This window comes from Fodinicurvata sediminis DSM 21159 (assembly GCF_000420625.1).
GTDB classification, from domain to species: domain Bacteria; phylum Pseudomonadota; class Alphaproteobacteria; order Kiloniellales; family DSM-21159; genus Fodinicurvata; species Fodinicurvata sediminis.
Map to the genome: position 1 here is coordinate 24,910 of NZ_ATVH01000019.1, position 21,258 is coordinate 46,167.

A 21,258-nucleotide genomic window follows, 5' to 3' on the forward strand; every position below is an offset into this window, starting at 1 on the left:
TCTCCTTGATGTCAATGATCGCTGCTGGCGACCAGCTGGATGCGGTTCTCGAGCTCGGCTTCCCAGTCCGGTTCGCTCTGAACCTCGACCGTTGTGGGCCCCTGGGTGCGGCCGGAGACGCGGTCCAGCCAGTCCTCGAGGGCGCGGGGGTCCCAGCGCATGTCGCGGCCAAGGCCGGGCAGCGGGGTGGGAAAGCCTTGCTCGCGCTGAAGACGCAGGCGGTTGCGATAGAACCAGTCCGGCGTGACGTTCAGGAGCCGGCAAACTTCGGGCGTGGTGAGCAGGCGGCGCAGGGTCATGATGTCGCGTGCTCCTCTGCATGATCGACGGCGCGCAGCACCAGGCGCACGCGCTCCAGGTAGCCGTCGCGCTCGTCCTGGGTCAGGTCTTGCCAGACCGTCCAGATGCCGCTGTCGTGAAAGGCCAGGGCGTGGGCGGCATGGTCGATCGCGGCGGCGGAGTAGCGGTAGGCGACAGGCTGTGCGTCCGCTGCCTGATCGCCAGGCCCTTCGGCCGGCGCGCCGGCATCGGAAGATCCGGGCGGGTCCGGCGGTGTTTCCTCGTCGGCGGCGGCCGGCACCCGAATGTGCATTTTCGCCAGGACATCCAGGATCTTCTGCAGCGCACGCTGTTCCTTCTTCGTGCCGGCCAGGTTCAGGCGGACGTGGCAGCGCTGTGCGAGCAACCGGGCGCCATGCTGGAAGGCCGCATTGGGGCTGGCGTAGATAGCCCCTTCCATGCGGATCGGCCCCATGAAGCCCAGGCCGTTCAGGTCCAGGCGCACGGCCTGGCCAAAGAGGCCGGTTTCCGGAGACATGGCGATCTCGACGGCGGCATAGCTGCCCGCGCCATCATCGAAGATGCGCAACTGAAGCTGCGGCTTGAGGTTGGTGCGGGCGCTGCCGATGCGTTCCGCGCCCCCCGTGAAGGCGTCCATGGTCGGATGCCCGCCCGCTTCTGTCTGAAAGACCTCGAACAGCACCTGTGTCGCAGGGGGCAGCCAAGGGTATTGCCTGTATCCCGAGGGGTCGATCAGCCAGGCCGTCACGGGATCCGGCCTGTCCCCGTCAGCGTCTTCCTCGACAGGTTCTGCCGTGCTGTCCCGCTCGCCCCCTGAACCGCTGGCCAGGTCTTCCACGTCGAGCTGTTCCTGCCGGGGCTCTTCTTCAGGCCGGCCCTGGGTGCCGGTAATGGCGGCGTGGATCTCGGCCTCGGTGCTGAGGTCTCCCTGGAGGATCCGGGGCAAGAGGTCCCGCTGGCGTGCCGGTTCGCACTGGGTCAGGATGCGTGCCTGGGCCACGGACAGGTGGCCCTGCTCGAGCGCGCCCTGTGCCGATGCAGACAGCCGCTCGACCAGGGCCAGGCGCTGCTGCACGTAGCGGCGGGTCTTGCCGACCTCTTCCGCGATGTCGGCCGTTGACCAGCCGCTGTCGCTGCGCAGGGCGGCGAAGGCGCGGGCTTCCTCGATCGGCGATATGTCCACGCGCTGCAGGTTCTCGATGATGGCGATGGCGCGCTGTTGCTCCGGGCCGACGGAAAGGATTCGCGCCGGGGCGAAACCCTCCTGCGGCAATCGATCCACGGGCCAGTTGCCGCTGAACTTGAGTTTCTGCAGCGCGCGCAGCCGGCGTTCGCCGGCGATCAAAAGATAGCCGTCGCCGTGCGCGCGCGGCGCCACCACGAGCGGCTGCAGCAGGCCGTGACTGGCGATGGACTGGGCCAGTTCCTGCAGCTGCTCCTCGTCGAAGGTGCGTCGCGGGTTGTGCAGATTGGGGTGAATGTGGGCGATGGCCAGCTCGGCGAAGCCCTGGCCGCGCGCCTGTGCACCCTCTTCCATTCCCAGCAGCTCCAGCAGGCTGAGGTCCAGGGCGTGGCTCAAGGCCAGCAGGCTTTCCAGGGAGAGCGCGGCCTGGCCGGACAGGAAGCGGCTCATGCGTCCGCCGTCCAGGCCGCTTTCGCGGGCCAGGGCGCTGACGCCCCAGCCCCGCTCCTCCATCACCTCGCGCACACGCTGGCGCAGGGCCGGCCAGTCGAAGGCCGCGCTGTCGTCCGCACCCTGGACCGGCGCGTCTTGGGCCGCCGCGCCTCCGCCTGTCGGTTCAACGCTGCTCATGGTCGGATCCTTTCATCTGGCGAAAGCTGGCCTCGGCCTCGCAGAGCAACTGCGCGACGTCCTGGCGCAGGCGGTTGATGTCGAAGGCGGGCAGGGTGCAGTGGCCCTGGGCAATATCGTCCTGGACCAGGTTGAGCTGATGGAGCATGCGCTCCAGGGCATTGTGCAGGTCCTGGCCATAGCCGGTGCGCAGCACGCGGTAGCGCTCGGCTTCGCGCGGGGTGGCAAAGGCGACGGTGGTGCCGCCCTTGGGCGGTGCCTCGGTGGGATGGAAGGGGCTGTCCTGACGATCGGTCATGATGCCTCCCGGGCCAGCCGGTAGGTGAGCCGGGCGCCGCCGCGCACCACCTCGATCTCTGCCGGCGCGGCGCCCTGTCCATCGAAGTCGGCCCGGGCGATGCGCCCGACGATCGCCATGAAGCGCAGGTTTTCCAGGGCGCCTTCCAGTGCGCTCATGCGCGCCCTGGCCTCGGCCGCGCCGATGGACCCGGCGGCGATCAGGGCCGGCGTGCGCGAACGCCGTTCGTCCAGCATGCGCTGGAGCTCCCGGATCTGCCGATCGGTGTTGTCCGGATCCGCCGGCAGCCGGCCCGCCGCCGGTTGAAGCTCGGGCTGCGCGCCCTGGGCTGTCGCGTTGGTCATGGCCATCATGGGCGCCCTCCCGGCACTGCCATGGCCGCCGTCAGGTCATTCAGCGCGCGCTCCAGCTGCAGGACAGGTTCATCCGCGACGGCGTGCCAGGCCCTGTCTCCCAGGCGGGCTTCGGCCTGGCGTCTCAGCTCGGGATCACCGCGATCGAGCGCCGCCTGTGCCGCCCGGCGCTCGTGGGCGATCACGTTTTCGGCCGCCTCGAGGGTGTCAATCAGGTGGCCGATGGCCTCGCTGGTGAGCGCCAGGATGCGCGTGTCCAGGCCAGTGCCGGCCTCCGCCTGGCGCAGCGGCCGGCGCTCCAGGTGATGGCGATCGGGGAGGTGCAGGCTGTCAGGCATCATGGCGCGCCTCCGGCCGGTGGTGGCGGTAGCACCAGCGCGGCGCGCTGCCGTCGATGGGGCGATAGAGCGTGGCCCAGGGCAGGCGCACGATCGCCGTTCCGAACAGGCTGATGGTCGGGCTGCTGGCCGGGGCGACCTCGCGCAACGAAGCCACGCGCAGGTGCTCGTCTGGTAGCGGCATCAGAAACTCTCCTGTGAAGTAGATTTGGGGGCGCCGCTGTGGATCAGCGGCGTGCGGCCCTGTCGGTATTGCTGGCGCCAGGCGTGGCGCCTGGCCTCGCAGATCCGTGCCAGGGTCAGGCGGCGATGGAAGGTCGGCTGGCCATCGATGATGAGGGCCGCGGCCTCGAAGACGCGGTCCGGCGCCACGCCGCTTTCGTCGCGGAAGGTGGGCCAGCCGCCCGAGGCCACCTGGCGAAACTGCAACCGCTCCAGCAGTCGCTGGAAGCGCGCCGCGCTGTAGTCCTTCTTGAAAAGGTCCGAACCAAGGGGCTCAGGCATTGGGCTTTCCTCCCTGCTCTGCCGTGTCGAACGGCAATGCAGATAGAAATACCTATTTTCTAGGTTAAAGATCAACCTAAAAATCAGGTTAGACCCGGAAACGGTCACACGGCATACTCACGTAATGACTGTGGAACCCATCAAGGAGACGCCACTCTGGATGGAAAAGACACACGGCTGTGTTGTTGCGGCAAGGAGTCCTACAAGGAATTCCGCAAGGACTCAGACAACGGCAAGGATTCCCTCAAGGAGTTCTGGCAAGGATTTTGGGGCCAGCTGTGAGCAAAATGGTGAGGACTGAGGAATGAATTTGGGCGAAGCCATACTCTGGTATCTGAACTGGATGCTCATTCAGGTGGTGGACGGCCTTCTTTGGGGCATCTTCTTTTGGGCGCCATTAACCATCGTGGTTGTCGGCGGCGTCTGGCTCTATCGTAGAATAGGGCGGCGCTCGGAATGAGGAAGCATTCCGCGACAGCAGCAGTCCTATTTAGCGCCTTGCTGATGACAGCAGGCGGCGCCTTGGTGGCTGGCGGCCCCGTTGTGCAGGATGGCCAGGCGCGTGTTATCGACGGGGACACCCTGGCGCTCGACACCTCAACAGGTGAGATCCGCATTCGCCTCTGGGCGATCGATGCGCCGGAGCTGGAAACGGGACAGCCCGGCCAGGCGGCGCGCCGGCAGATGAAAGACCTGGTTACAGAGCGGACGCTGTCCTGCCGCCGGATGCACGAAGACCGCTATGGCAGGACCGTGGCGATTTGCCGCCGCTCCGGCGATGACCTGGACGTCAGTGAGGCCTTGTTGCGCCGCGGCTGGGCGCGTGTCTGGGGGCGCTATGCCTATGCAGACGACGGGGATCCCGCGCGCGCCGCTGCCTATGAGGCGGCCGAAGCCAGGGCGCGCCGTGCCGGCCGGGGTATCTGGAGAGAATAGGGAGCAGGGACGATGGATATCTTGAGCGCGCTTGGCACTGCCTGGAACTGGCTGATGCTTGTCTTCGCCTGGGGCACGACAGCGCTCTGGCTGCTGACCGTGGGCGGCATCGCCATCGTCGCGCTGGGTATTGGGCTGGTGCGCCTGTGGCAACAGGGCCCGCGTGCGCTGCTGGCCCTGGTGCCATCGTGGTGGACGATCGGTATGCTCGCAGCGGTCGGCGCCGGTATCTATGTCATAGACAGCCTGGATCTCTATTCAGCTCGTGGTTCCACGGCAGCAATCATGATGATGTTCCTTACGGCAATGGCGGTTTTCGGTGTGCATCTGTGGCAACAATCAGTCGAGCGCGACATCCTGGATCGTGCGCGGATGGAGGAAAAAAACCGCAGGCAAGATTGAGGAAACGCCCTCTATCAGCTCACCTTGCGGTGCGGCGTTTGACCGGTGGATCCGCCATTGTCTTCGGGCGGCGGTTCAGCGAGCGCATTGCCGACGCGTAAAAACTTGTCCTGCTCTTCCGGGGGGAGTTGGCTGAAGATCGTAAGCAGAGCGCGCTCGCGATCGGAAAGCGTTCGGGCGCCGGGAATGAGATCATTCGGTTCACATTTCAGCGCTTCAGAAAACTGAAGAATATCCTCGACGCGAAAACGGGTTTCCCCGCTTTCAAAGCGGTGAACACGCTGCTGCGTCATGCCCGCGCGCTCCCCCAGTTCAGATTGGGTGAGGCCGGCCTCTTCTCTCTTTTTCCGTAACAGCTCGGATGACGTTTTATGGACAGTCATGGGGCTAACTGTCCGCTCACCCGGAAAATGGGTCAAAACTGAATAGCGTGTTACGGAAAGATCTTCTGTGGACAACATGACTTGAAGATAACCCAAAATTCAGGTTAACGTGAGCCACTAAATATGGTGGCCACTTACCCGAAAAATAGGGATATCTAGTAATGCGGCTTGATGAATGGCGTAAAATCAAGGAGTTGAGTAATAGAGAGCTCGGCGATCTTCTCGACATCTCCACGGAAACCGCGCGCTGCATCTGTTTGAGCCCCTCGGAACCTGATTTTCGTGTCCCCCGGCCGCATGTGGTTGCGGCGATCTGGCGGCTGACGGATGGGCAGGTGGGGCCGGCGGATTTCTATGATCTGCCGGCCCTGCGCCCCGGCGCCCCGGGCCTGCAGCACGATACGGCGGCCTGATCATGCCGCGGCTGGTGCACTGTGCCTCCGTGGCCGATCTGCCCCGCTGGGAGGCGGCCGGCTGGCGTGTCCTGGTCGCGCCGCCGCCGGGCCGTGGCCAGCAGGCCGTGATCGAGCGTGCCGTGCCGTCCAGCCTGACCCCCGATGACCTGATCGCCATCATCCAGGCCGATCGTCCCGACGCTCCGCTGCCTGCCCTCTCGGGCGGCGGGTGCGGTGCGCCGGATCCGGACGCCTTGCCCTGTCCTGTTCCGGATCCGGCGCAATCCTCTGGCCCTGGCGGGGGTGCGTCATGAGCCACCTGCTGTCCCTGCCGCAGATCAGCCAGATGCTGGCCGAACGGATCGACGCCCTGGCGCCGGAGCTGCTGCCCGGCGGTCACCGCGAGGGGCGCGAATGGCGCGCGGGCAGCCTGGCCGGCGAGGCGGGGCAGTCCCTGGCCGTGCACCTGGGCGGCGATCGGGCCGGCGTGTGGTCGGACTTCGCCAGCGGCGAAGCCGGCGATGCCCTGGACCTAGTCGCCGCCGTGCTGTTCCGCGGTGACAAGCGCGAGGCGGTGCGCTGGGCGCGCCGCTGGCTGGGCCTGGAGGATCTGGACCCGGCCGCCCTGCAGATCCGGCGCCGGGAGATCGCGGCCAAGGCCACGGCCCGGGCGGAAGAGGATCGCGCGAACGCCGAGAAGCGCCGCTCCTCGGCCTATCGTCTCTGGCTGCAGGCCGAAGAGCGCATCGCCGGCACGCCGGCGGACCTCTACCTGCGCTCGCGCGGCATCGAGCTGGACCGGCTGGGCCGGCAGCCGCGCGCGTTGCGCTATCATCCGCGCCTGTGGTCGAGCGAGGCCGGCGCCTGCCTGCCGGCCCTGGTCACGGCGATCGCCGGGGAGCGCGTGGATCCGGACAGCGGCGAAATCAGCGAGGGCTTCCTGGCCGTCCATCGCACCTGGCTGGGCCAGGACAAGCGCGGGCGCTGGGGCAAGGCGGACCTGGTCAAGCCGAAGCTGGTGCTGGGCGACTATCGCGGCGGCTCCATCCGCCTGTGGCGCGGCGCCAGCCGGCGGCCGCTGGGCCGGGCGGGCGAAGGGGAGGCGGTGCTGGTGAGCGAGGGCCTGGAAGACGGCCTGACCGCGGCGCTGGCCTGTCCGGACTATCGCGTGATTGCGGCGGTCTCGCTGGGCAACCTGCAGCACCTGCGCCTGCCCGGGCGGCTGGAGGTGACGATCCTGGCGCAGAACGAATGGGACAATGCCCAGGCGCTGACCGGCCTGGACCGCGGGGTCACGAACCTGTTGCGCCAGGGCCACCAGGTGCGCCTGGCCCGGCCGGCCAATCGCGCGATCAAGGACATCAACGACCTGCTGACCGGCCGGCGTGACAGCGAAACGGGGGGCGCGGCGTGATGCCAGAGCTGCTGCATTACGGGGGCGTGCCGGTGCCCTGGACTGTCGCCTGGACGGCTGAGGAGGGCTTCTTCCTGGACAGCTGCCCGCATGCCGGCGGCCGGCTGGCGATCTGTCAAAGGTCGTTGCGCGGTCACGGGAAGCCCCGATTCGGCGCGCCGCACATGGAGCGTCAGCGCGCGGCTCCGGTGAGGCGATCGAGGTCGCGGGCCTGCCGATCTATGAAACCGAGAAGGCCTGGCTGGTGGATGCCGGGACGAACCAAGTCTGGCTGCCCAAGAGCCAGGCGGACTACGACGGACAGGGGACCTTCACGCTGCCCGAATGGATGGCGTTCGAAAAGGGGCTGATATGAGCGATGCGGCATTGAGACAGGCGGCTATGAACCAGGTGGGGGACCGGCCATGACGGAAGATCCATTCCAGGACGTGCGACAGACGATCCAGTTGGCGGAAGCGGTGGCGCCGCCGCCCAACCCCGGCCCGCCGGACAGCGAGGACGGCGGCGGTGGCGAACGGCGTTCGCGCAAGGGCGGGGACCTGCCCGAGGGCTGTCCGGTCCTGCCGCTGGGTATCCAGGGGGAGGTCTGCTGGTACCTGGACGCGGAGCGGCAGCTGCGTGCCCTGAAGGCCAAGGATCACTCGCGCCTGGGGGTGCAATCGCTGTTCGGCCGGCATATCGCCAAGCTGTACGACTATTGGCCGCGCACCGACAAGGATGGCGCCGTCACCGGCTGGCGCCCCGAGCGCGCGGCGGAATCCCTGATGAAGGAAGCCGCGCGCGCCGGCGTCTGGGATGTCTTCGGGCGGGTGCGCGGCCCGGGCACCTGGCAGGACGATCAGGGCCACCTGGTCATGCATCTGGGCGATGCGATCCTGACCACCGGTCCCGATCGCGGCCCGAACCCCGATGGCGCCATGCATCACCTGGCGCAGCCGGGTCAGGTGGGGCGTCACGTCTATCCCTCGGCCGCGGCCATTCCGCGCCCGGCCCATCGCCGGCAGCCGCCAGGCGACACGGGGCCGGCGGCGCAGCTGCTGACCCTGCTGCAGAGCTGGAACTGGCGGCGGCCGGACTGTGACGCCCATCTGCTGATGGGCTGGATCGGGGCGGCCATGCTGGGCGGCGCGCTGAAGTGGCGGCCGCTGGCCTGGATCACGGGCGAAGCCGGAACGGGGAAGTCGACGCTGCATGACGTGCTGCAGGGCGTGCTGGCCGATGCGATCGTCAGCGTGTCGGATCCCACGGCCGCCGGCATCTGGCAGAAGCTGGGCCATGCCAGCCTGCCCGTGGCGATCGACGAACTGGAGAACGACGAGGACAACCGATCGACCTATAAGGTCATCAAGCTGGCGCGCCAGGCGGCTTCGGGCGGCGTGGTGCTGCGCGGCGGCGCCGATCATCACGGCACCGAATTCCAGGCGAGGAGCTGCTTCCTGTTCAGCTCGATCCTGGTGCCGCCGCTGCTGACCCAGGACCGCAGCCGCATGGCGATCCTGGAGCTGCTGGAGCTGGACCGCTCGGCACCGCCGCCCAAGGTGGACCGCGCGACGATGATGGATCTGGGCGCACGGCTGAAGCGGCGCCTGCTGGACGGCTGGCCGCGCTTCGAGGAAACCCTCGAGGCCTATCGCGCACAGCTGACCAGCGGCGGTCACGGCGCGCGGGGCAGTGATCAGTTCGGCACGCTGCTGGCCGTGGCGGACCTGATGCTGCATGACCACCTGCCGGCCGGTGATGAGCTGGCCGTCTGGAGCGAGCGGCTGTCCGCCGCGGACATCGCCGAACAGGACGATGCCGCGCGGGATCACGAACGCTGGCTTCAGCATCTCCTGACCTCTGTGGTGGACGCGTGGCGCGGCGGCTCGAAGCGCACGATCGGGCGCCTGGTCGAGGAGGCGGCAGAGGTCCGGCAATATGAACAGCATGGCGAGTTCGACTATGTGGCCGATGCCAATGACCTGCTGGGCAACTATGGCCTGCGCGTGATCCGCAAGGACGAGCGATCCTGGCTGGCCGTGGCGAACTCGCACCAGGGGCTGCAGGCGCTGTTCCATGGCAGCCAATGGAGCGGGCGCAGCGGCACGGCCGGCGGCTGGGTCCAGTCGGCCCGGCGCATTCCCGGCGCCAGGTGGGGGCAAGGCTGCCTGGTCAGGCTGGGCGGTGCGGCGTCGCGCTGCACGCTGATCCCGATCGAGGCCATCGTTCAACAAGAGGATCGCCCCACGGAGGCATGATGACGGAAGAGGCTTGCCCGACGCGGGGCTCTCGATCTAGCCTGCTTAGGTTCGCTTTCGCGCGCCCCGAACCCCATTGGTCTCAGTCAATTCGCTTCAGGGGGCGCCGCGGTGTAACGCTTGTAACGCTGGGTTTGGGAGAGGCGTTACAGTGTAACCGACTGATAAAAAAGCGAAAACCCCTATCCGTAACGCTTGTAACGACTGTAACGCCCTTTTCGGCCCTTATACGCGTATGCGCACGCGTGCGCGCGGAGACCGAGAGACCGTTACAAGCGTTACAGCGTAACATTCCCCTTCAGAGTAGAGAAAGAGTCTTTCAATTCAGGCAGTTGAAAGGGCGTTTGCCTGTAACGCTGGGTGTAACGCTCGAGCTGGAAGCGTTACAGCCAATTAAATATTGGGGTTTTATTCATGAGCGGTGACCAGGACGGGAAGAGCGGGCTGGGCTCGGCGCTGACGGAAGCCGGCGGGCCGGGTGAAGCGCCGGAGCCGGAAGACCAGGGCGAGCAGCTGGAGCTGTTGCCGGGACCGCTGAAGCCGGCTGACCAGGTGGCGCAGGAGGCGGCAGAGGCGGCGGGGGCGGCGCCGGACGTACGGCGGGGACCTGGACGGCCGCCTGGCGCCAAGAACCGGCGCACCGAGGCCTGGACCGAGTATCTGTTGAGCCAGTATCGCTCGCCCCTGGTGGTGCTGGCGGAGACGTACAGCCGACCTGTCGCCGACCTGGCGCGTGAGCTCGGCTGCAAGAAGGAGGACGCCTTCCGCCATCAGATCCAGGCGGCCAAGGAGCTGGCGCCGTACGTGCACCAGAAGCTGCCCGTGGCCGTCCAGGTCGAGGGCAAGGTGGTGCAGCTGTCGATCGTGGCCGATGCCTCGGGCGAGGTGACGGACAGCGGCGATCCGGACGGCGCCGACCTGGTGCACGCGCAGATCATCGAGAGTGAGGAAAATCAATGACTTGGCCTCTGCCGATCGACCGAAGTTGGACAGGGGGGGGTTGGACAGCCAGCCGGAAACCCGCAGAAAATCTGGGCATAGGGGGGGTGTGGCCGGCTGATCTGAAATCAGTCGGTTCGTGCGCAGGTACCCCCGGGGTCGCGGACCCCCGGGGGCCCAAATCGCGCGCCCGCGACGGGCATACGTGGGGTGCCTCCGAGCTTTACCGAATTTTTTGCCGGAAAGCTTTCCGCGCGAAACCAGAAGGCCCACACCCGGGGGCGTGGGGTCCGCCGGACCGGAGCGCGCGAAAATCGATTGCGCTTCATCGGGGACAGGGGGCAGGCGAACGCCGTTCGTCGCTCCCGGGTCAGGGAAGAGACCAGGCGGCGGGTCAGGGAGGTGGCCATGCCTGACGGTGGCGGGGTGCTCAACATCCAGTTCAAGCCGCCGGGGCCGGTGGCCGCGCGCTTCATGTCCAGCACGGCCATGGTCCAGGCGATCATGGGGCCGATCGGCGGCGGCAAGACCTCCTGCTGCTTCATGAAGGCGATCCGACTGGCCCAGAAGCAACGCCCCTCACCGCTGACCGGCGTGCGGCACTTCAAGCTGTGCGTGGTGCGCGACACCTATCGCCAGCTCTGGTCCACCACCATTCCATCCTGGAACAAGTGGGTGCCGCGCGAGCTGGGCAATTGGGTGGGCGCCTCCGGCGGGCCGGCCACGCACACCATCCTCTTCGAACTGGCGCCCGGCGATCGCGTGGAATTCATCCTGGAGTTCGTCGCGATCGGCGACAACAACGTCGAGGATGTTCTGAAGGGCTATGAGCCGACGGCCTTCTACCTCAACGAGGCGGACCTGCTGTCCGAGGAGGTCTTCACCTACGCCCTGGGACGTGCCGGCCGCTATCCGGCCAAGGATCACGGCGGCCCCTCCTGGTACGGCATCCTGATGGACTTCAACGCGCCGGATGAAGACAACTACCTCTGCGACCAGGTGATCTACAAGCGGCCCAAGGACTGGGCCTTCTTCAAGCAGCCGTCGGGCCTGTCCGGCCAGGCGGAGAACCTGGAGAACCTGCCGCCGGACTATTACCAGAAGCAATGCGCCGGACAGCCGGACTGGTACATCCGGCGCATGATCAAGAACCAGATCGGCTATTCGCGCCACGGCATGCCGGTCTTCGATGATTTCAGCGACGACCTGCACGTGGCCTCCCAGCCCCTGCAGGCGGTGCCGGAACTGCCCCTGCGCCTGGGCGCGGATGCCGGCCGCACGCCGGCCGTGATCGTCGGGCAGGTGATGGCCAACGGGCAGTGGCGCATCCTGGAGGAGATCCTGGCCGAAAACATGGGCGCCAAAACCTTCGGGAAGATGGTCAAGCGGATCCTGGGCGAACACTATCCCGGCCTGCGCATCGCGGCCGCGCACGGCGATCCGGCAAGCGCCTTCGCCGGCGACCAGGACGAGATGTCGTGGCTTGAGATCTTCTCCTCGGCAACCGAGGTTCCCTGGACGGCCGCCCCGGGCGGGAACGCGTTGAGCCTGCGCCTGGAGGCGGTGCGCGATCCGCTGAACCGCCTGATCGACGGGGCGCCCGGCCTGTTGATATCGCCGGACTGCCTGATGATCCGCAAGGGTTTCAACAGCGGCTACCGCTATCGCCGCATGGCCGGCGGATCGGGGCGCTATGACGACAAGCCGGAAAAGAACGAATATTCGCACCCGCACGACGCCCTGCAGAACCTGCTGCTGGGCGGCGGGGAAGGCGATGCGGCCCTGGGGCGCCGGCGCAGCGAGCCAGGCAAGCGCCAGACCCGGGCGATCGATGACGAACGCTGGCCGCGCGGCGAATACGACCGCGGCGGCCGCCAGGCCTATGCGCTCGACTGAAGGGGAGGCAGCCGGAATGGGGCGTCCTGCAAGCGTGGATCCGAAAACCCTGGGGCCAAAGCTCCTGCAGGCCCGCGCCCAGGGCATCCCATGGAAGGTGCTGGCGGAATACTACGGCCTGGGGCGCACGCGGCTCTATCAGATCTGGCGCCAGGCTGAGGCCACCAACAATCAAAGTAAAAACCCGGAAAACGGGGAATAATGAAACGAAAGTGTTCTTAATAGACCTGTATTGGCCAAGAAAAATGTTCATGAACATCTGGCCTGTTGCAAGTCACGAACAAGGTGGTCCACTCTCCGGCGCTGAGAATGCTCTCACACGCGTAATCCAGAGGGAGTGAGCCCCGTGAGCAATCCATTCAAGTCGCCGGATCCGCCCGATCCGCCGCCGGCTCCGCCTCCTCCGCCCGAACCCAAGGATCCGCAGGTCGAGGAAGCCAGGCGTGAGCGCCTGACGCGCCAGCGCCGTGCCCGCGGCCGCAGCTCCACCCAGCTGACCGGCGGGGAAGGCGACACCAGCGAGGCCAACGTCGGCCGCAAGACATTGCTGGGGGGCTGAGTTGGATCAGGCAGCGGAACATACGATCGCACGCCATCGCGAGCTGATGCAGGAAAAGCGGCACTTCGAAGGTCACTTCGAGCAGATCCGCGCGTTCCTGCTGCCCCTGATCGGATCCTTCAGCGGCAAGGAGACGCCTGGGCGTCAAAACCGCGAAAGGATCCTGGATTCCAGTGGCGAGTCCGCCAGCAGCGACCTGGCCGCGGCGCTGCACGGAAGCCTGACCAATCCCTTCACGAAATGGTTCTCGATCCGTGCGGAGCGGAACAGCCTGAACGACAACGAGCGGGTTGCGCTCTGGCTGTCCCAGGCCCGCAACCGGATGATGAACGTCTTCAATTCGCCGCGCTCGGGCTTCGCGCCCGTAATCTCGGAAGTCTATCAGGAAATCGTGGATTTCGGCACGGCCGGCATGTACATCGCCGATCGCCCCGGGCAGCGCATCCTGTTCCAGTCACGGCCGATCAACGAGCTGGCGATCGCGGAGAACGCGGACGGCAAGATCGACACGGTCCACCGCGAATTCGACATGACCGCGCGCCAGGTGGTGCAGAAGTTCGGTGAGGCGGCCGGCGCCGGCCTGGCCAAGGAAGCCGAGCGCAACGGCGAACGCAAGTTCCGCATGCTGCATGCCATCTATCCCAACAGCGAACGCCGTTCGTCGGACGCGCGGGACTCGGCGAACCTGCCGGTCGCCAGCGATTACATCCTGATGGATCACAACCAGACCCTGCGCAAGCGCGGCTATCATGAAATGCCCATGGTGGTGGCGCGCTGGAACAAGCGCTCGGGTGAAAGCTGGGGCCGCGGCTGCGGGGGGCGCGCCCTGGCGGACGTGAAATCGCTGCAGGAAGGCATGCGGCTGAACTTCCGTGTCGTGGAAAAATCCGCGGATCCGCCGCTGATGGTGGCCGATGACGGTGTGGTCGGGCCGGTGCGCACCGGCGCCAGCGCCATCAACTATGTCCGCCGCGACCTGCTGATGGGGCGCTGGTCGCCGATATCGGGCCTGCAGACGGGTGCCGATCCCATGCTGCAGGAAAGCTTCCTGGACACCATCCGCCAGCGGATCGACCAGGCCTATTTCCGCCACCTGATCCAGATGTCGCGCGATCCGCGGATGACCGCCACCCAGGTCCTGAAGCTGGACGAAGAGGCCCTGCGCGTCCTGGGGCCGTTCCTCGGCCGCCTCTACGTCGAGCTGCTGGGCCCGATCATCGAACGCGTCTTCGGCATCATGCTGCGCGCCGGCGCCCTGGGGGAGGTACCACCGGAGCTGCACGACCAGGACATCACGATCGAGTACGTCTCGCCGCTGGCCAAGGCGCAGCGGCTGTCCGAGGTCACCGCAGTCTCGCAGCTGGTCGAGGTCATGGCGCCCTATATCAGCCAGGACCCGAGCCTGATGGACAACATCAACAGCGACCAGGCCCTGCGCCATGTGGGCGATCGCCTGTCCCTGCCCCCGGAAATCCTGCGCGATCCGCGCGAGGTGGCGAAAATTCGCGAGCGACGCCAGCAGGCGCAACAGGAAGCGCAGCAGGCGGAAACGCTGGAGCGCGGCGCGGCGGCCGCGCAATCGGCCGGCCAGGCCCTGGACAGCGGCGGCTTGCGGCAGGCGCTGGGCCTGGGCTCCGGCGGTAATGAGCGAGGTGCGGCATGAGACCGATCCGGTTCCTGCGGCTGCGCCGTGCCTACAAGCGGGTTTTCGCCGGCAACGACGGCGCCCTGGTCCTGGGGGATCTCTGCGAGCAGGGAAACCTGAACGCACAGGTGCACATGCCGGGCGATCCCCAGGAAACCGCTTTTCGCGACGGGCAGCGCCGTATGGCGCTGCGCATTCTCGGCTTCCTGAACATGAGTGAAGCCGATGCCCAGAAACTCGCCAGGCAGGCGACGATCCACGAAGAGGAGAGCTTCGATGGCGAATGAGCCGAAACCCCAGAATGCAAACGCAAAGAAAGCAACCGCAAAGAAGGCGCCCGCGAAGAGCAAGGCGGACCAGCAGGCCCTCGAGCAGGCCGCGGTCCGTGACGCCCTGATCGCGCTGGGGGACCTGGTGCGCTCGCTGCCCGCGAACGTGGTGCAGAACCAGAGCCAGGGCGCCCGCCAGGCCTTCCTGACCAAGGTGGACACGCTGAAGGGGGTGCGCCAATGAGCGAAACGACAGCCGCAAGCGATGCCGGGCAGACGGAAGCCGGCGGCGGTGCTTCTGCTGCACCGGAAAAGCCGGAAGGCGCCGCCGCGCCTGGAACAGAGGCCGGCACCGGGAGTGGCGATCCGGCTGCGCAGGATCCAGCAGGTGCCGCGAAGGCGCCGCCTTCCTCAGGCGACGGGCCGGGTGCGGAGCCCGCGCCGGCGCCCGAAGGCTTCATGGCGCACCTGGATCCCGAGGTCGCCAAGGACCTGCAGCCCAAGGGCTACAAGACGGCCAACGAACTGGCCAAGGCCTACCTGAAGCTGGAAAGCAAGATCGGGGAAAAGGGCATCATCAAGCCGGGCGAAGATGCGCCGCAGGAAGACTGGGATGCCTACTATGCCGCGATCGGGCGCCCGGAAAGTCCGGAGAACTATGACCTGGGCGAATTCCAGCCGCCGGAGGGCGTGCCCTGGAACGAAGAGGCGCAGCAGGGGTTCCTGCAGGCCATGCACAAGGCCGGCGCCCCCCAGGCCGCCGTCCAGGCCGCCCTGGATTACTATGGCAGCTTCCTGGCCGAACAGCAGGAGGCCCTGCAGACCCAGGCCGAAGAGGAGACCCAGGCCGCGGAACGCGAGCTGCGCAAGGAGTTCGGCCGCGCCTATGACGAACGCCTGGACCTGGCCAACCGCGTGGTGCGCGAGTTCGGTGGCAAGGAGCTGGCCGCGGAGCTGGAGAAAAGCGGCTTCGGCCGCAACAAGACCCTGGTCAAGGCCCTGGCCTCCATCGGAGAGGCCATGTCCGAGGACGGCGAACTGATCGGCAGCGTGACGGCCAAGGGCTTCGGGCTCAACCAGCAGGACGCCCGCAAGGAACTCGACAGCCTGACCAAGGATCCGGAAAAGCGAAAGATCCTGACCGACAATGCTCACCCCGAACATCAGGATCTGATCGCCCGGCGCAAGCGCCTTTACGAACTGGCCTATCCGGCGGGAGGTGAGAAGTGACCCGCCGCGAACTGCGTTACCGCTGCCTGGAGCTGGCCCTCAGCAAGGGCCATTCCGTGGCCAACAAGCCGGCTCTGCGTCAGGCCATCGACGATTACGAGAGTCTGATCCTGGCCCCCGAAGCCGAGACAGGCGAAGGCGTCACGGATGAGGATCCAGAGGAAAACAAGGATCCCGCCTCGGCGGCGGAGGCCGCCAAGGGATCCAAATCCGGGCACCCCGGCCAGGAGGCCGGGTCCGGTGCCAAGGCCCGCGGCTAGCGGGACGGTCGAGGTCGACCGTAACGACCAGGAAGGGTCCGTGGCGCCGCCGGTTCATCCGGCGGCGTCGGCGGGCACCCCCTCCGCCTCGTGAGAAACCGTGGTCAGCGGTTGAGGTCCGCGGCCACACCATAGAAGGAGGGACGAAAAGTGTCCGAAGATATCACGACTGCATTCGTGCAGCAGTATTCCGATGGCATCACCCTGCTGGCTCAGCAGGAAAGCGAAGAAACGCGCAAGGCCATCACCCTCTACCCGAACATGAAGGCGGAAAAGACCTCCTTCGACCAGGTCGGTCTTGTCAAGATGCAGCCGCGCGGCGGGCGTCATGCGGATATCCCCTCGGTGGATACGCCGCACAAGCGCCGCTGGCTGATCCCCACGGCCTTCCATGCCCGTGATTTCATCGACGAGTTCGATCAGCTGCAGATGCTGACCGATCCGACGAACGCCTATACCCAGGCCTTTGCCGCAGCCGCGGCCCGGACCTTCGACAAGGCGGTCATCGATGGGGCCCTGGGCACCAACTATGTCGGCAAGGATGGCGTCACGCAGATCGAGCTTCCGTCGTCGCAGAAGATCGCGGTCGGCGGCACCGGCTTTACCCTGGACAAGCTGAAGCAGGCCGTCCGGATCCTGAAGTCCAACCACGCCCTGATGAAGGGCGATGAGCTGCACTGTTTCTGGACCGCGCGCCAGGAAGAGGAGTTCATCGACACCACGGAAGTCAAGAGCAGCGACTTCAACCGCAACAAGGTCATGGTCGATGGCGGCGTCGATGAGTTCTATCGCGTGCGCTTCCACTTGCTCGAGGACGTGGACGATACCGAGGACGGCCGCATGCTGCCCAAGGACGGCAACACGCGCTCGATCCCGCTCTTCACCAAATCGGGCATCCGCTACGGCGAACCCAAGCCGCCTTACGGAAACGTGGCCTGGCTGCCGGAGAAGGAGTCCTGGCAGGTGAGCGGCGGCGTGATGGTGGCCGCCTGTCGCGACGACGAACGCAAGGTGGTTCAGATCGACGTCGACGAAAGCTGATCCGGCCGATCGCCGGATCCGCGACTTCAAGGTCTAAAGCGAGAAAGGAGGGCCGATCATGGCCGTTACGAAACAGGACTCCACCGAGGTCGCCAACGGAAAAAAGCGGCCGGTGGTGACGAACCCCGCCACCGATTACGGGGGCCGGGTTCGTGTCGCACACTTCGACTTCACCCAGGACGGTGCCGGGGACGACGGGTCTCTGGCCCGCCTGGCCCAGGTGCCCAGCGGGCGTGTCCGCCTGCTGTGCGCCTACCTGGATTATACCGCCGGGGGCGGCGCCGGCGCCGCACTGGACGTCGACCTTGGCCATGGGGACTACAGCGATCCCGATGGCGAGGTGACAGCCGCGTCCGGAAACGCCTTCCTGGACGGCCAGTCGGGAGAGAACAACTTCTCCCAGCTTGTCCAGATCGACCAGGCGTTCATCACCCGCAGCGGCTTCACCCTGCAGGCGGCGTTCACAGGCGCCGGCGTGCCGGATGGTACGGCGCTGAAGGGCTATCTGCTCTACGTCCAGGACTGAGCCAGGGGTTCGGTCCGTGACATCCAGAACGGATATCGCCAACAGGATCCTGGTCGAGGTCGGCGCGTCGGGTACGCTGACCGATCTCGACCAGCCATCCAACGAGAACGCACGCATCCTGCGCGCCGTCTGGGACAGCGTGCTGGATGAAGTGCTGCGCGCCCATCCCTGGACCTTCGCCAATCACCGCCGCAAGGTCGCGGCCTCGGCCAATCCGCCCGAATTCGACTGGGCGCGGGCGTTTCCCTTTCCCACGGACCCCTACTGTCTGCGGGTGCTGCGCGTGAACGGGCGGATCGATGACTACGAAATATCAGGCCGCTGGATCCTCAGTGACGATCCCTCGCCGATCCGGCTGAAGTACACGCGCCGCGTGACGGATCCCGCCGAATGGGACGCGCTGTTCGCCTCGGCCTTCATATCCAAGGTGGCCGCCTGCACGGCGCACCGCTTCACGGCGAAGGCCAACGACCGCGAAAAACACGAGGACAACTACGCGCGGCGCATCGCGGAGGCCCGGACCGCGGCCGCGCAGGAAGGCGGCGCCCGCGCGCCGGAGCATGACGAACTCTTCCTGAAGGCGAGGCGCAGCTGATGGCCTTTTCGCCCATCCAGACCAACTTCACGGCCGGGGAGTTGTCTCCGACGCTGACCGGCCGTCCGGACCTGCAGTGGTACTATAACGGCGCGCGGAGCCTGCAGAACATGATCTCCCTGCCGCACGGTCCGGCAGAGCGGCGCCCGGGCACCCATTTCGTGGCGCCGGCGAAGTATCACGATCGCCGCTGCGCGCTGATCGATTTCGAGTTCTCGACCATACAGACCTACATCATCGAAATCGGGGACGCATACCTGCGCTTCTACCGGGACAAGGGGCAGATCCTCGACGGCAATGACGATCCCTATGAGATTGCTGCGCCCTGGAGCGAAAGCGCGCTGTTCGATGAGGACGGCCGCATGCTGCTGGACTATACCCAGTCCTATGACGTGCTGTTCCTGGCGCACGGCGATCATCAGCCGCGCGAGCTGCGCCGCATGGGACACAGCGACTGGGAGCTGGTCACCTTCGAATTCGAGGACGGCCCCTGGCTGACCGAGAACGCGGATGACGACAAGACGCTGTCGCCAAGCGGCACCACCGGCACCATCACGATCACGGCCGCCGGTCACCAGCCCTTCGCCGCCACGGATGTCGGCCGCCTGGTCCGTCTGCGCCACAGTGGCGAATGGGGCTGGTGCCGCATCACCTCCTTCACTTCGGCAACCGAGGTTGAGGCAAGCGTCGAGGGCGACCTGAACGGCACCGGCGCCACGGCTGCCTGGCGCCTGGGCGCCTATTCCGACACGACCGGCTGGCCGCAGGCCGTCATGATCCGTGACGGGCGCCTGTATTTCGGCGGCGCGCGCGAATATCCCAACTGGTACGACGCCAGCCAGGTCGGCGGCTACAACACCTTCGCGCCGGGCGACAACGATGACGATGCCTTCCGCCGGGACATCAACAGCGAGAAGGTCACCGCGATCCGCTGGCTGTCGTCAGCACGCGAGATCTTCGCCGGAACCCTGGGCGGGGAAGCGCGCATCGGCGGCGACAGCCCGAATGCGATCATCACCCCCAGCAACGTGTCCTCGACGGTCTCGACGCGCCGTGGCTGCGCGCGCGTGCGCCCGATCCAGGTGGATGACGTCATCCTGTTCGTGCAGCGCCAGGGGCGCAAACTGAACGAACTGGTCTATTCCTTCGAAAGCGATGCCTACCGCACGGCGGACATGACGCGCCGTGCGCCGCATCTGGTTCGCCGCGGCATCCGCGCCATCGCCTGGCAGCCGGAGCCCTGGTCGATCCTCTGGACGGTGACGGCCGACGATCGCCTGCGCAGTTTCACCTATGTGCGCGCCGAGGAGGTAACCGCCTGGGCGCCGCACAGCCTGGGCGGAGAGGAGGCCTATGACGCCCGGGTCGAGGACGTCGCCTCGCAGCCGGGGAAGAGCCAGGACGAACTCTGGATGGTCACGCGCCGGACGATCGATGGCCAGACGCGCCGCTACATCGAGGTCATGGACAGCTTCCGCGACGAAGACACGCCGGCGATCGACCAGGTCTATCTGGACTGCGCGCTGGATTACGATGGCGCGCCCACCGATACGCTCAGCGGCCTGGAGCATCTGGAGGGCTGTGAGGTCGCCATCGTCACCGATGGGGCCAACCACCCGAAACGCACCGTTGAGAACGGTCAGATCCAGTTGGACTATGAAGCCTCGAAGGTGCGCGTCGGACTGGATTACCGCTCGATCGTCCGCCCCATGAGCCTGGAAGCCGCCGCCCGGGAAGGCACCGCCCAGGGCAAGACGAAGCGGGTGTGGAAATGCACGGTGCGCCTTGAGCGCAGCCTGGGCATGAAGATCGGGCGCAGCCTGGACAGCCTGGACGAAGTGCCGTTCCGCCGTGTCGAGGATGCCATGGATGCGCCGGTGCCGCTGATGAGCGGGGACATCGAGGTCACCTTTCCGGGGGACTATGACAGCGATGCCGATATCTGGGTGGTGCAGGATCTGCCCTTGCCGCTGATGGTGGTCTGCCTGATGCCGCGCCTGGAGGGCGAGCCATGATCGAGTTCGTGCCCTTCGAGCCGCGGCACCTGCAGGAAATCGACGCACCCACGCGCGATGCCCGGCACTGGATCGAGAATGCCGATGCCTCCGGCCTGGTCAACGGCTATGCCTGGAGCTGCCTGCGTGACGGCGCCTGCGTCGGATCCGCCGGTGTCTTGCCGGTCTGGCAGTGGCGGGCGCTGGCCTGGTCGTTCTTCGGGCGGATGCCGGCGAACACCTGGCCCGCGATCACGCGCAAGACCGTACGGGTTCTGGACCAGGCCCATGAGGACGGCCTGCACCGGATCGAAATGTCCGTCATCATGCGCTTTCCCGCAGGGCACCGCTGGGCGGAAATGCTGGGCTTCACATACGAAGGGCCAATGGCCGGCTATGGCGCGCGGGGCGAGACCTATGCGCTCTATGGGCGCGTGCGCTATGCCAGTGAGGGGGGATCATGAGCGGCATCGAGATCGGCACCATCGCGGCGATCGCCTCGGTCGGCAGTGCCGCCGTCGGCGCCATGGGCGCCATCCAGCAGGGCCAGGCGGCCAATGCCGCGGCAGACTACAACGCCAAGCTGGCCGAACGCGAAGCCCAGCAGGCCGAACAGGCCGCCGCCCTGGAGGAACGCCGCCATCGGGAGCGTGTGCGCCGGATGATCGGGTCCCAGCGCGCCGCGGCCGCCGCCGGCGGCGGCCTGGAAGGCACGCCCCTGTTGATGATGGGCGAAACGGCGATGAAGGGGGAAATCGATGCCCTCTTGATCCGGAACGCCGGCAGCGAACGCGCCGTGCGCGCGCGCAGCCAGGCCGCCCTGGACCGCATGCAGGGCCAGCAGGCGCAGCGGGCCGGATACATGGGGGCGGGCAGTTCGCTGCTGAGCGGCGCCACCTCCCTGGCGCGCTATTACGACGAAGAGAACTGA

The 21,258-nt window shown here is 66.8% G+C and carries 30 protein-coding genes; 22 read left to right on the top strand and 8 right to left on the bottom strand.

All coding sequences use genetic code 11. From position 1 onward, the window contains the following. Positions 1-11: 11 nt before the first annotated feature. Genes G502_RS21670 through G502_RS0116320 form a run of 7 tightly spaced genes read right to left on the bottom strand, consistent with a single transcriptional unit; the run spans position 12 to position 3,606 of the window. Entirely contained in the window at positions 12-299 is a 288-nt protein-coding gene (locus tag G502_RS21670) for a helix-turn-helix transcriptional regulator (RefSeq protein WP_022729748.1), read from the bottom strand. After that, a complete protein-coding gene (locus G502_RS21675; protein WP_022729749.1) occupies positions 296-2,113 on the bottom strand; it encodes a ParB/RepB/Spo0J family partition protein in 1,818 nt (605 codons plus the stop codon). Before G502_RS21675 ends, G502_RS21670 begins: the two co-directional genes overlap by 4 nt. Then, on the bottom strand, positions 2,100-2,411 hold the full coding sequence (locus G502_RS0116300; protein WP_022729750.1) for a hypothetical protein: 312 nt from the start codon (positions 2,409-2,411) through the stop codon (positions 2,100-2,102). Before G502_RS0116300 ends, G502_RS21675 begins: the two co-directional genes overlap by 14 nt. Beyond that, on the bottom strand, positions 2,408-2,764 hold the full coding sequence (locus G502_RS0116305; protein ID WP_022729751.1) for a hypothetical protein: 357 nt from the start codon (positions 2,762-2,764) through the stop codon (positions 2,408-2,410). Before G502_RS0116305 ends, G502_RS0116300 begins: the two co-directional genes overlap by 4 nt. After that, a complete protein-coding gene (locus tag G502_RS0116310; RefSeq protein WP_022729752.1) occupies positions 2,761-3,105 on the bottom strand; it encodes a hypothetical protein in 345 nt (114 codons plus the stop codon). Before G502_RS0116310 ends, G502_RS0116305 begins: the two co-directional genes overlap by 4 nt. Next, the gene (locus tag G502_RS0116315; protein ID WP_022729753.1) at positions 3,095-3,286 is read right to left on the bottom strand and encodes a hypothetical protein; all 192 of its coding nucleotides are present in this window, start codon (positions 3,284-3,286) and stop codon (positions 3,095-3,097) included. The genes G502_RS0116310 and G502_RS0116315 overlap by 11 nt, the downstream gene beginning before the upstream one ends. Beyond that, positions 3,286-3,606, bottom strand: a complete 321-nt coding sequence (locus G502_RS0116320) for a hypothetical protein (RefSeq protein WP_022729754.1) — start codon at positions 3,604-3,606, stop codon at positions 3,286-3,288. The genes G502_RS0116315 and G502_RS0116320 overlap by 1 nt, the downstream gene beginning before the upstream one ends. Positions 3,607-3,910: 304 nt before the next feature. On the opposite strand from G502_RS0116320, the gene G502_RS22330 reads away from it, so the two are divergent. The 3 genes from G502_RS22330 to G502_RS0116335 are packed head-to-tail and all read left to right on the top strand — an operon-like array spanning position 3,911 to position 4,944. Next, positions 3,911-4,066, top strand: a complete 156-nt coding sequence (locus tag G502_RS22330) for a hypothetical protein (protein WP_022729755.1) — start codon at positions 3,911-3,913, stop codon at positions 4,064-4,066. A gap of 44 nt (positions 4,067-4,110) precedes the next feature. Then, the gene (locus G502_RS21680) at positions 4,111-4,542 is read left to right on the top strand and encodes a thermonuclease family protein (RefSeq protein ID WP_245560788.1); all 432 of its coding nucleotides are present in this window, start codon (positions 4,111-4,113) and stop codon (positions 4,540-4,542) included. Between the two features lie 12 nt (positions 4,543-4,554). Beyond that, entirely contained in the window at positions 4,555-4,944 is a 390-nt protein-coding gene (locus tag G502_RS0116335) for a hypothetical protein (RefSeq protein WP_022729757.1), read from the top strand. A 14-nt stretch (positions 4,945-4,958) separates the two neighbouring features. Here G502_RS0116335 and G502_RS22105 read toward each other — a convergent pair whose 3' ends face one another. Then, entirely contained in the window at positions 4,959-5,327 is a 369-nt protein-coding gene (locus G502_RS22105) for a helix-turn-helix domain-containing protein (protein ID WP_022729758.1), read from the bottom strand. A 161-nt stretch (positions 5,328-5,488) separates the two neighbouring features. On the opposite strand from G502_RS22105, the gene G502_RS0116345 reads away from it, so the two are divergent. The 19 genes from G502_RS0116345 (at position 5,489) to G502_RS20860 (ending at position 21,258) form a co-directional block, all read left to right on the top strand. After that, positions 5,489-5,740, top strand: coding sequence for a hypothetical protein (locus tag G502_RS0116345; RefSeq protein WP_022729759.1), 252 nt, complete (start codon positions 5,489-5,491; stop codon positions 5,738-5,740). A gap of 2 nt (positions 5,741-5,742) precedes the next feature. Next, positions 5,743-6,036 carry a hypothetical protein gene (locus G502_RS0116350; protein WP_022729760.1) on the top strand — a complete coding sequence of 98 codons (294 nt, stop codon included), beginning with the start codon at positions 5,743-5,745 and terminating at the stop codon, positions 6,034-6,036. Further along, positions 5,952-7,136: a DUF7146 domain-containing protein gene (locus G502_RS0116355; protein ID WP_245560786.1), complete on the top strand. Its 1,185-nt coding sequence runs from the start codon at positions 5,952-5,954 to the stop codon at positions 7,134-7,136. The genes G502_RS0116350 and G502_RS0116355 overlap by 85 nt, the downstream gene beginning before the upstream one ends. A 404-nt stretch (positions 7,137-7,540) precedes the next feature. Then, on the top strand, positions 7,541-9,373 hold the full coding sequence (locus G502_RS0116365; RefSeq protein ID WP_022729763.1) for a hypothetical protein: 1,833 nt from the start codon (positions 7,541-7,543) through the stop codon (positions 9,371-9,373). 414 nt (positions 9,374-9,787) lie between these two features. Then, the gene (locus G502_RS0116370) at positions 9,788-10,333 is read left to right on the top strand and encodes a hypothetical protein (RefSeq protein WP_022729764.1); all 546 of its coding nucleotides are present in this window, start codon (positions 9,788-9,790) and stop codon (positions 10,331-10,333) included. Between the two features lie 387 nt (positions 10,334-10,720). Further along, positions 10,721-12,208: a hypothetical protein gene (locus tag G502_RS20855; RefSeq protein WP_022729765.1), complete on the top strand. Its 1,488-nt coding sequence runs from the start codon at positions 10,721-10,723 to the stop codon at positions 12,206-12,208. A 16-nt stretch (positions 12,209-12,224) separates the two neighbouring features. Beyond that, positions 12,225-12,410, top strand: a complete 186-nt coding sequence (locus tag G502_RS0116380; RefSeq protein WP_022729766.1) for a hypothetical protein — start codon at positions 12,225-12,227, stop codon at positions 12,408-12,410. A 144-nt stretch (positions 12,411-12,554) separates the two neighbouring features. Next, a complete protein-coding gene (locus G502_RS0116385; protein WP_022729767.1) occupies positions 12,555-12,767 on the top strand; it encodes a hypothetical protein in 213 nt (70 codons plus the stop codon). A gap of 1 nt (position 12,768) precedes the next feature. Then, positions 12,769-14,430 carry a portal protein gene (locus tag G502_RS0116390; RefSeq protein WP_022729768.1) on the top strand — a complete coding sequence of 554 codons (1,662 nt, stop codon included), beginning with the start codon at positions 12,769-12,771 and terminating at the stop codon, positions 14,428-14,430. After that, positions 14,427-14,699 carry a Bbp19 family protein gene (locus G502_RS0116395; protein WP_022729769.1) on the top strand — a complete coding sequence of 91 codons (273 nt, stop codon included), beginning with the start codon at positions 14,427-14,429 and terminating at the stop codon, positions 14,697-14,699. The genes G502_RS0116390 and G502_RS0116395 overlap by 4 nt, the downstream gene beginning before the upstream one ends. Next, on the top strand, positions 14,689-14,925 hold the full coding sequence (locus G502_RS0116400) for a hypothetical protein (RefSeq protein WP_022729770.1): 237 nt from the start codon (positions 14,689-14,691) through the stop codon (positions 14,923-14,925). The genes G502_RS0116395 and G502_RS0116400 overlap by 11 nt, the downstream gene beginning before the upstream one ends. Beyond that, the gene (locus tag G502_RS0116405; protein ID WP_022729771.1) at positions 14,922-15,911 is read left to right on the top strand and encodes a hypothetical protein; all 990 of its coding nucleotides are present in this window, start codon (positions 14,922-14,924) and stop codon (positions 15,909-15,911) included. The genes G502_RS0116400 and G502_RS0116405 overlap by 4 nt, the downstream gene beginning before the upstream one ends. Continuing rightward, positions 15,908-16,171 carry a hypothetical protein gene (locus G502_RS0116410; protein WP_022729772.1) on the top strand — a complete coding sequence of 88 codons (264 nt, stop codon included), beginning with the start codon at positions 15,908-15,910 and terminating at the stop codon, positions 16,169-16,171. Before G502_RS0116405 ends, G502_RS0116410 begins: the two co-directional genes overlap by 4 nt. Before the next feature lie 150 nt (positions 16,172-16,321). Further along, positions 16,322-17,212 (top strand): phage capsid protein, encoded by an 891-nt coding sequence (locus G502_RS0116415; RefSeq protein ID WP_022729773.1) that lies wholly within the window; start codon positions 16,322-16,324, stop codon positions 17,210-17,212. A gap of 58 nt (positions 17,213-17,270) precedes the next feature. Beyond that, on the top strand, positions 17,271-17,738 hold the full coding sequence (locus G502_RS0116420) for a hypothetical protein (RefSeq protein ID WP_022729774.1): 468 nt from the start codon (positions 17,271-17,273) through the stop codon (positions 17,736-17,738). Between the two features lie 16 nt (positions 17,739-17,754). Beyond that, complete coding sequence (locus G502_RS0116425; RefSeq protein ID WP_022729775.1) at positions 17,755-18,333, top strand: phage connector family protein; 579 nt, start codon at positions 17,755-17,757, stop codon at positions 18,331-18,333. Next, positions 18,333-20,348 carry a phage tail protein gene (locus tag G502_RS0116430; RefSeq protein WP_022729776.1) on the top strand — a complete coding sequence of 672 codons (2,016 nt, stop codon included), beginning with the start codon at positions 18,333-18,335 and terminating at the stop codon, positions 20,346-20,348. The genes G502_RS0116425 and G502_RS0116430 overlap by 1 nt, the downstream gene beginning before the upstream one ends. Beyond that, complete coding sequence (locus G502_RS0116435; protein ID WP_022729777.1) at positions 20,345-20,791, top strand: hypothetical protein; 447 nt, start codon at positions 20,345-20,347, stop codon at positions 20,789-20,791. Before G502_RS0116430 ends, G502_RS0116435 begins: the two co-directional genes overlap by 4 nt. Continuing rightward, the gene (locus tag G502_RS20860) at positions 20,788-21,258 is read left to right on the top strand and encodes a hypothetical protein (protein ID WP_022729778.1); all 471 of its coding nucleotides are present in this window, start codon (positions 20,788-20,790) and stop codon (positions 21,256-21,258) included. Before G502_RS0116435 ends, G502_RS20860 begins: the two co-directional genes overlap by 4 nt.

What these genes read in the sequence shown, in the direction of transcription:
- G502_RS21670 (WP_022729748.1), bottom strand. Translation starts at nt 299, where the DNA reads ATGACCCTGCGCCGCCTGCTCACCACGCCCGAAGTTTGCCGGCTCCTG.
- G502_RS21675 (WP_022729749.1), bottom strand. Translation starts at nt 2,113, where the DNA reads ATGAGCAGCGTTGAACCGACAGGCGGAGGCGCGGCGGCCCAAGACGCG.
- G502_RS0116300 (WP_022729750.1), bottom strand. Translation starts at nt 2,411, where the DNA reads ATGACCGATCGTCAGGACAGCCCCTTCCATCCCACCGAGGCACCGCCC.
- G502_RS0116305 (WP_022729751.1), bottom strand. Translation starts at nt 2,764, where the DNA reads ATGATGGCCATGACCAACGCGACAGCCCAGGGCGCGCAGCCCGAGCTT.
- G502_RS0116310 (WP_022729752.1), bottom strand. Translation starts at nt 3,105, where the DNA reads ATGATGCCTGACAGCCTGCACCTCCCCGATCGCCATCACCTGGAGCGC.
- G502_RS0116315 (WP_022729753.1), bottom strand. Translation starts at nt 3,286, where the DNA reads ATGCCGCTACCAGACGAGCACCTGCGCGTGGCTTCGTTGCGCGAGGTC.
- G502_RS0116320 (WP_022729754.1), bottom strand. Translation starts at nt 3,606, where the DNA reads ATGCCTGAGCCCCTTGGTTCGGACCTTTTCAAGAAGGACTACAGCGCG.
- G502_RS22330 (WP_022729755.1), top strand. Translation starts at nt 3,911, where the DNA reads ATGAATTTGGGCGAAGCCATACTCTGGTATCTGAACTGGATGCTCATT.
- G502_RS21680 (WP_245560788.1), top strand. Translation starts at nt 4,111, where the DNA reads ATGACAGCAGGCGGCGCCTTGGTGGCTGGCGGCCCCGTTGTGCAGGAT.
- G502_RS0116335 (WP_022729757.1), top strand. Translation starts at nt 4,555, where the DNA reads ATGGATATCTTGAGCGCGCTTGGCACTGCCTGGAACTGGCTGATGCTT.
- G502_RS22105 (WP_022729758.1), bottom strand. Translation starts at nt 5,327, where the DNA reads ATGACTGTCCATAAAACGTCATCCGAGCTGTTACGGAAAAAGAGAGAA.
- G502_RS0116345 (WP_022729759.1), top strand. Translation starts at nt 5,489, where the DNA reads ATGCGGCTTGATGAATGGCGTAAAATCAAGGAGTTGAGTAATAGAGAG.
- G502_RS0116350 (WP_022729760.1), top strand. Translation starts at nt 5,743, where the DNA reads ATGCCGCGGCTGGTGCACTGTGCCTCCGTGGCCGATCTGCCCCGCTGG.
- G502_RS0116365 (WP_022729763.1), top strand. Translation starts at nt 7,541, where the DNA reads ATGACGGAAGATCCATTCCAGGACGTGCGACAGACGATCCAGTTGGCG.
- G502_RS0116370 (WP_022729764.1), top strand. Translation starts at nt 9,788, where the DNA reads ATGAGCGGTGACCAGGACGGGAAGAGCGGGCTGGGCTCGGCGCTGACG.
- G502_RS20855 (WP_022729765.1), top strand. Translation starts at nt 10,721, where the DNA reads ATGCCTGACGGTGGCGGGGTGCTCAACATCCAGTTCAAGCCGCCGGGG.
- G502_RS0116380 (WP_022729766.1), top strand. Translation starts at nt 12,225, where the DNA reads ATGGGGCGTCCTGCAAGCGTGGATCCGAAAACCCTGGGGCCAAAGCTC.
- G502_RS0116395 (WP_022729769.1), top strand. Translation starts at nt 14,427, where the DNA reads ATGAGACCGATCCGGTTCCTGCGGCTGCGCCGTGCCTACAAGCGGGTT.
- G502_RS0116400 (WP_022729770.1), top strand. Translation starts at nt 14,689, where the DNA reads ATGGCGAATGAGCCGAAACCCCAGAATGCAAACGCAAAGAAAGCAACC.
- G502_RS0116405 (WP_022729771.1), top strand. Translation starts at nt 14,922, where the DNA reads ATGAGCGAAACGACAGCCGCAAGCGATGCCGGGCAGACGGAAGCCGGC.
- G502_RS0116420 (WP_022729774.1), top strand. Translation starts at nt 17,271, where the DNA reads ATGGCCGTTACGAAACAGGACTCCACCGAGGTCGCCAACGGAAAAAAG.
- G502_RS0116430 (WP_022729776.1), top strand. Translation starts at nt 18,333, where the DNA reads ATGGCCTTTTCGCCCATCCAGACCAACTTCACGGCCGGGGAGTTGTCT.
- G502_RS0116435 (WP_022729777.1), top strand. Translation starts at nt 20,345, where the DNA reads ATGATCGAGTTCGTGCCCTTCGAGCCGCGGCACCTGCAGGAAATCGAC.
- G502_RS20860 (WP_022729778.1), top strand. Translation starts at nt 20,788, where the DNA reads ATGAGCGGCATCGAGATCGGCACCATCGCGGCGATCGCCTCGGTCGGC.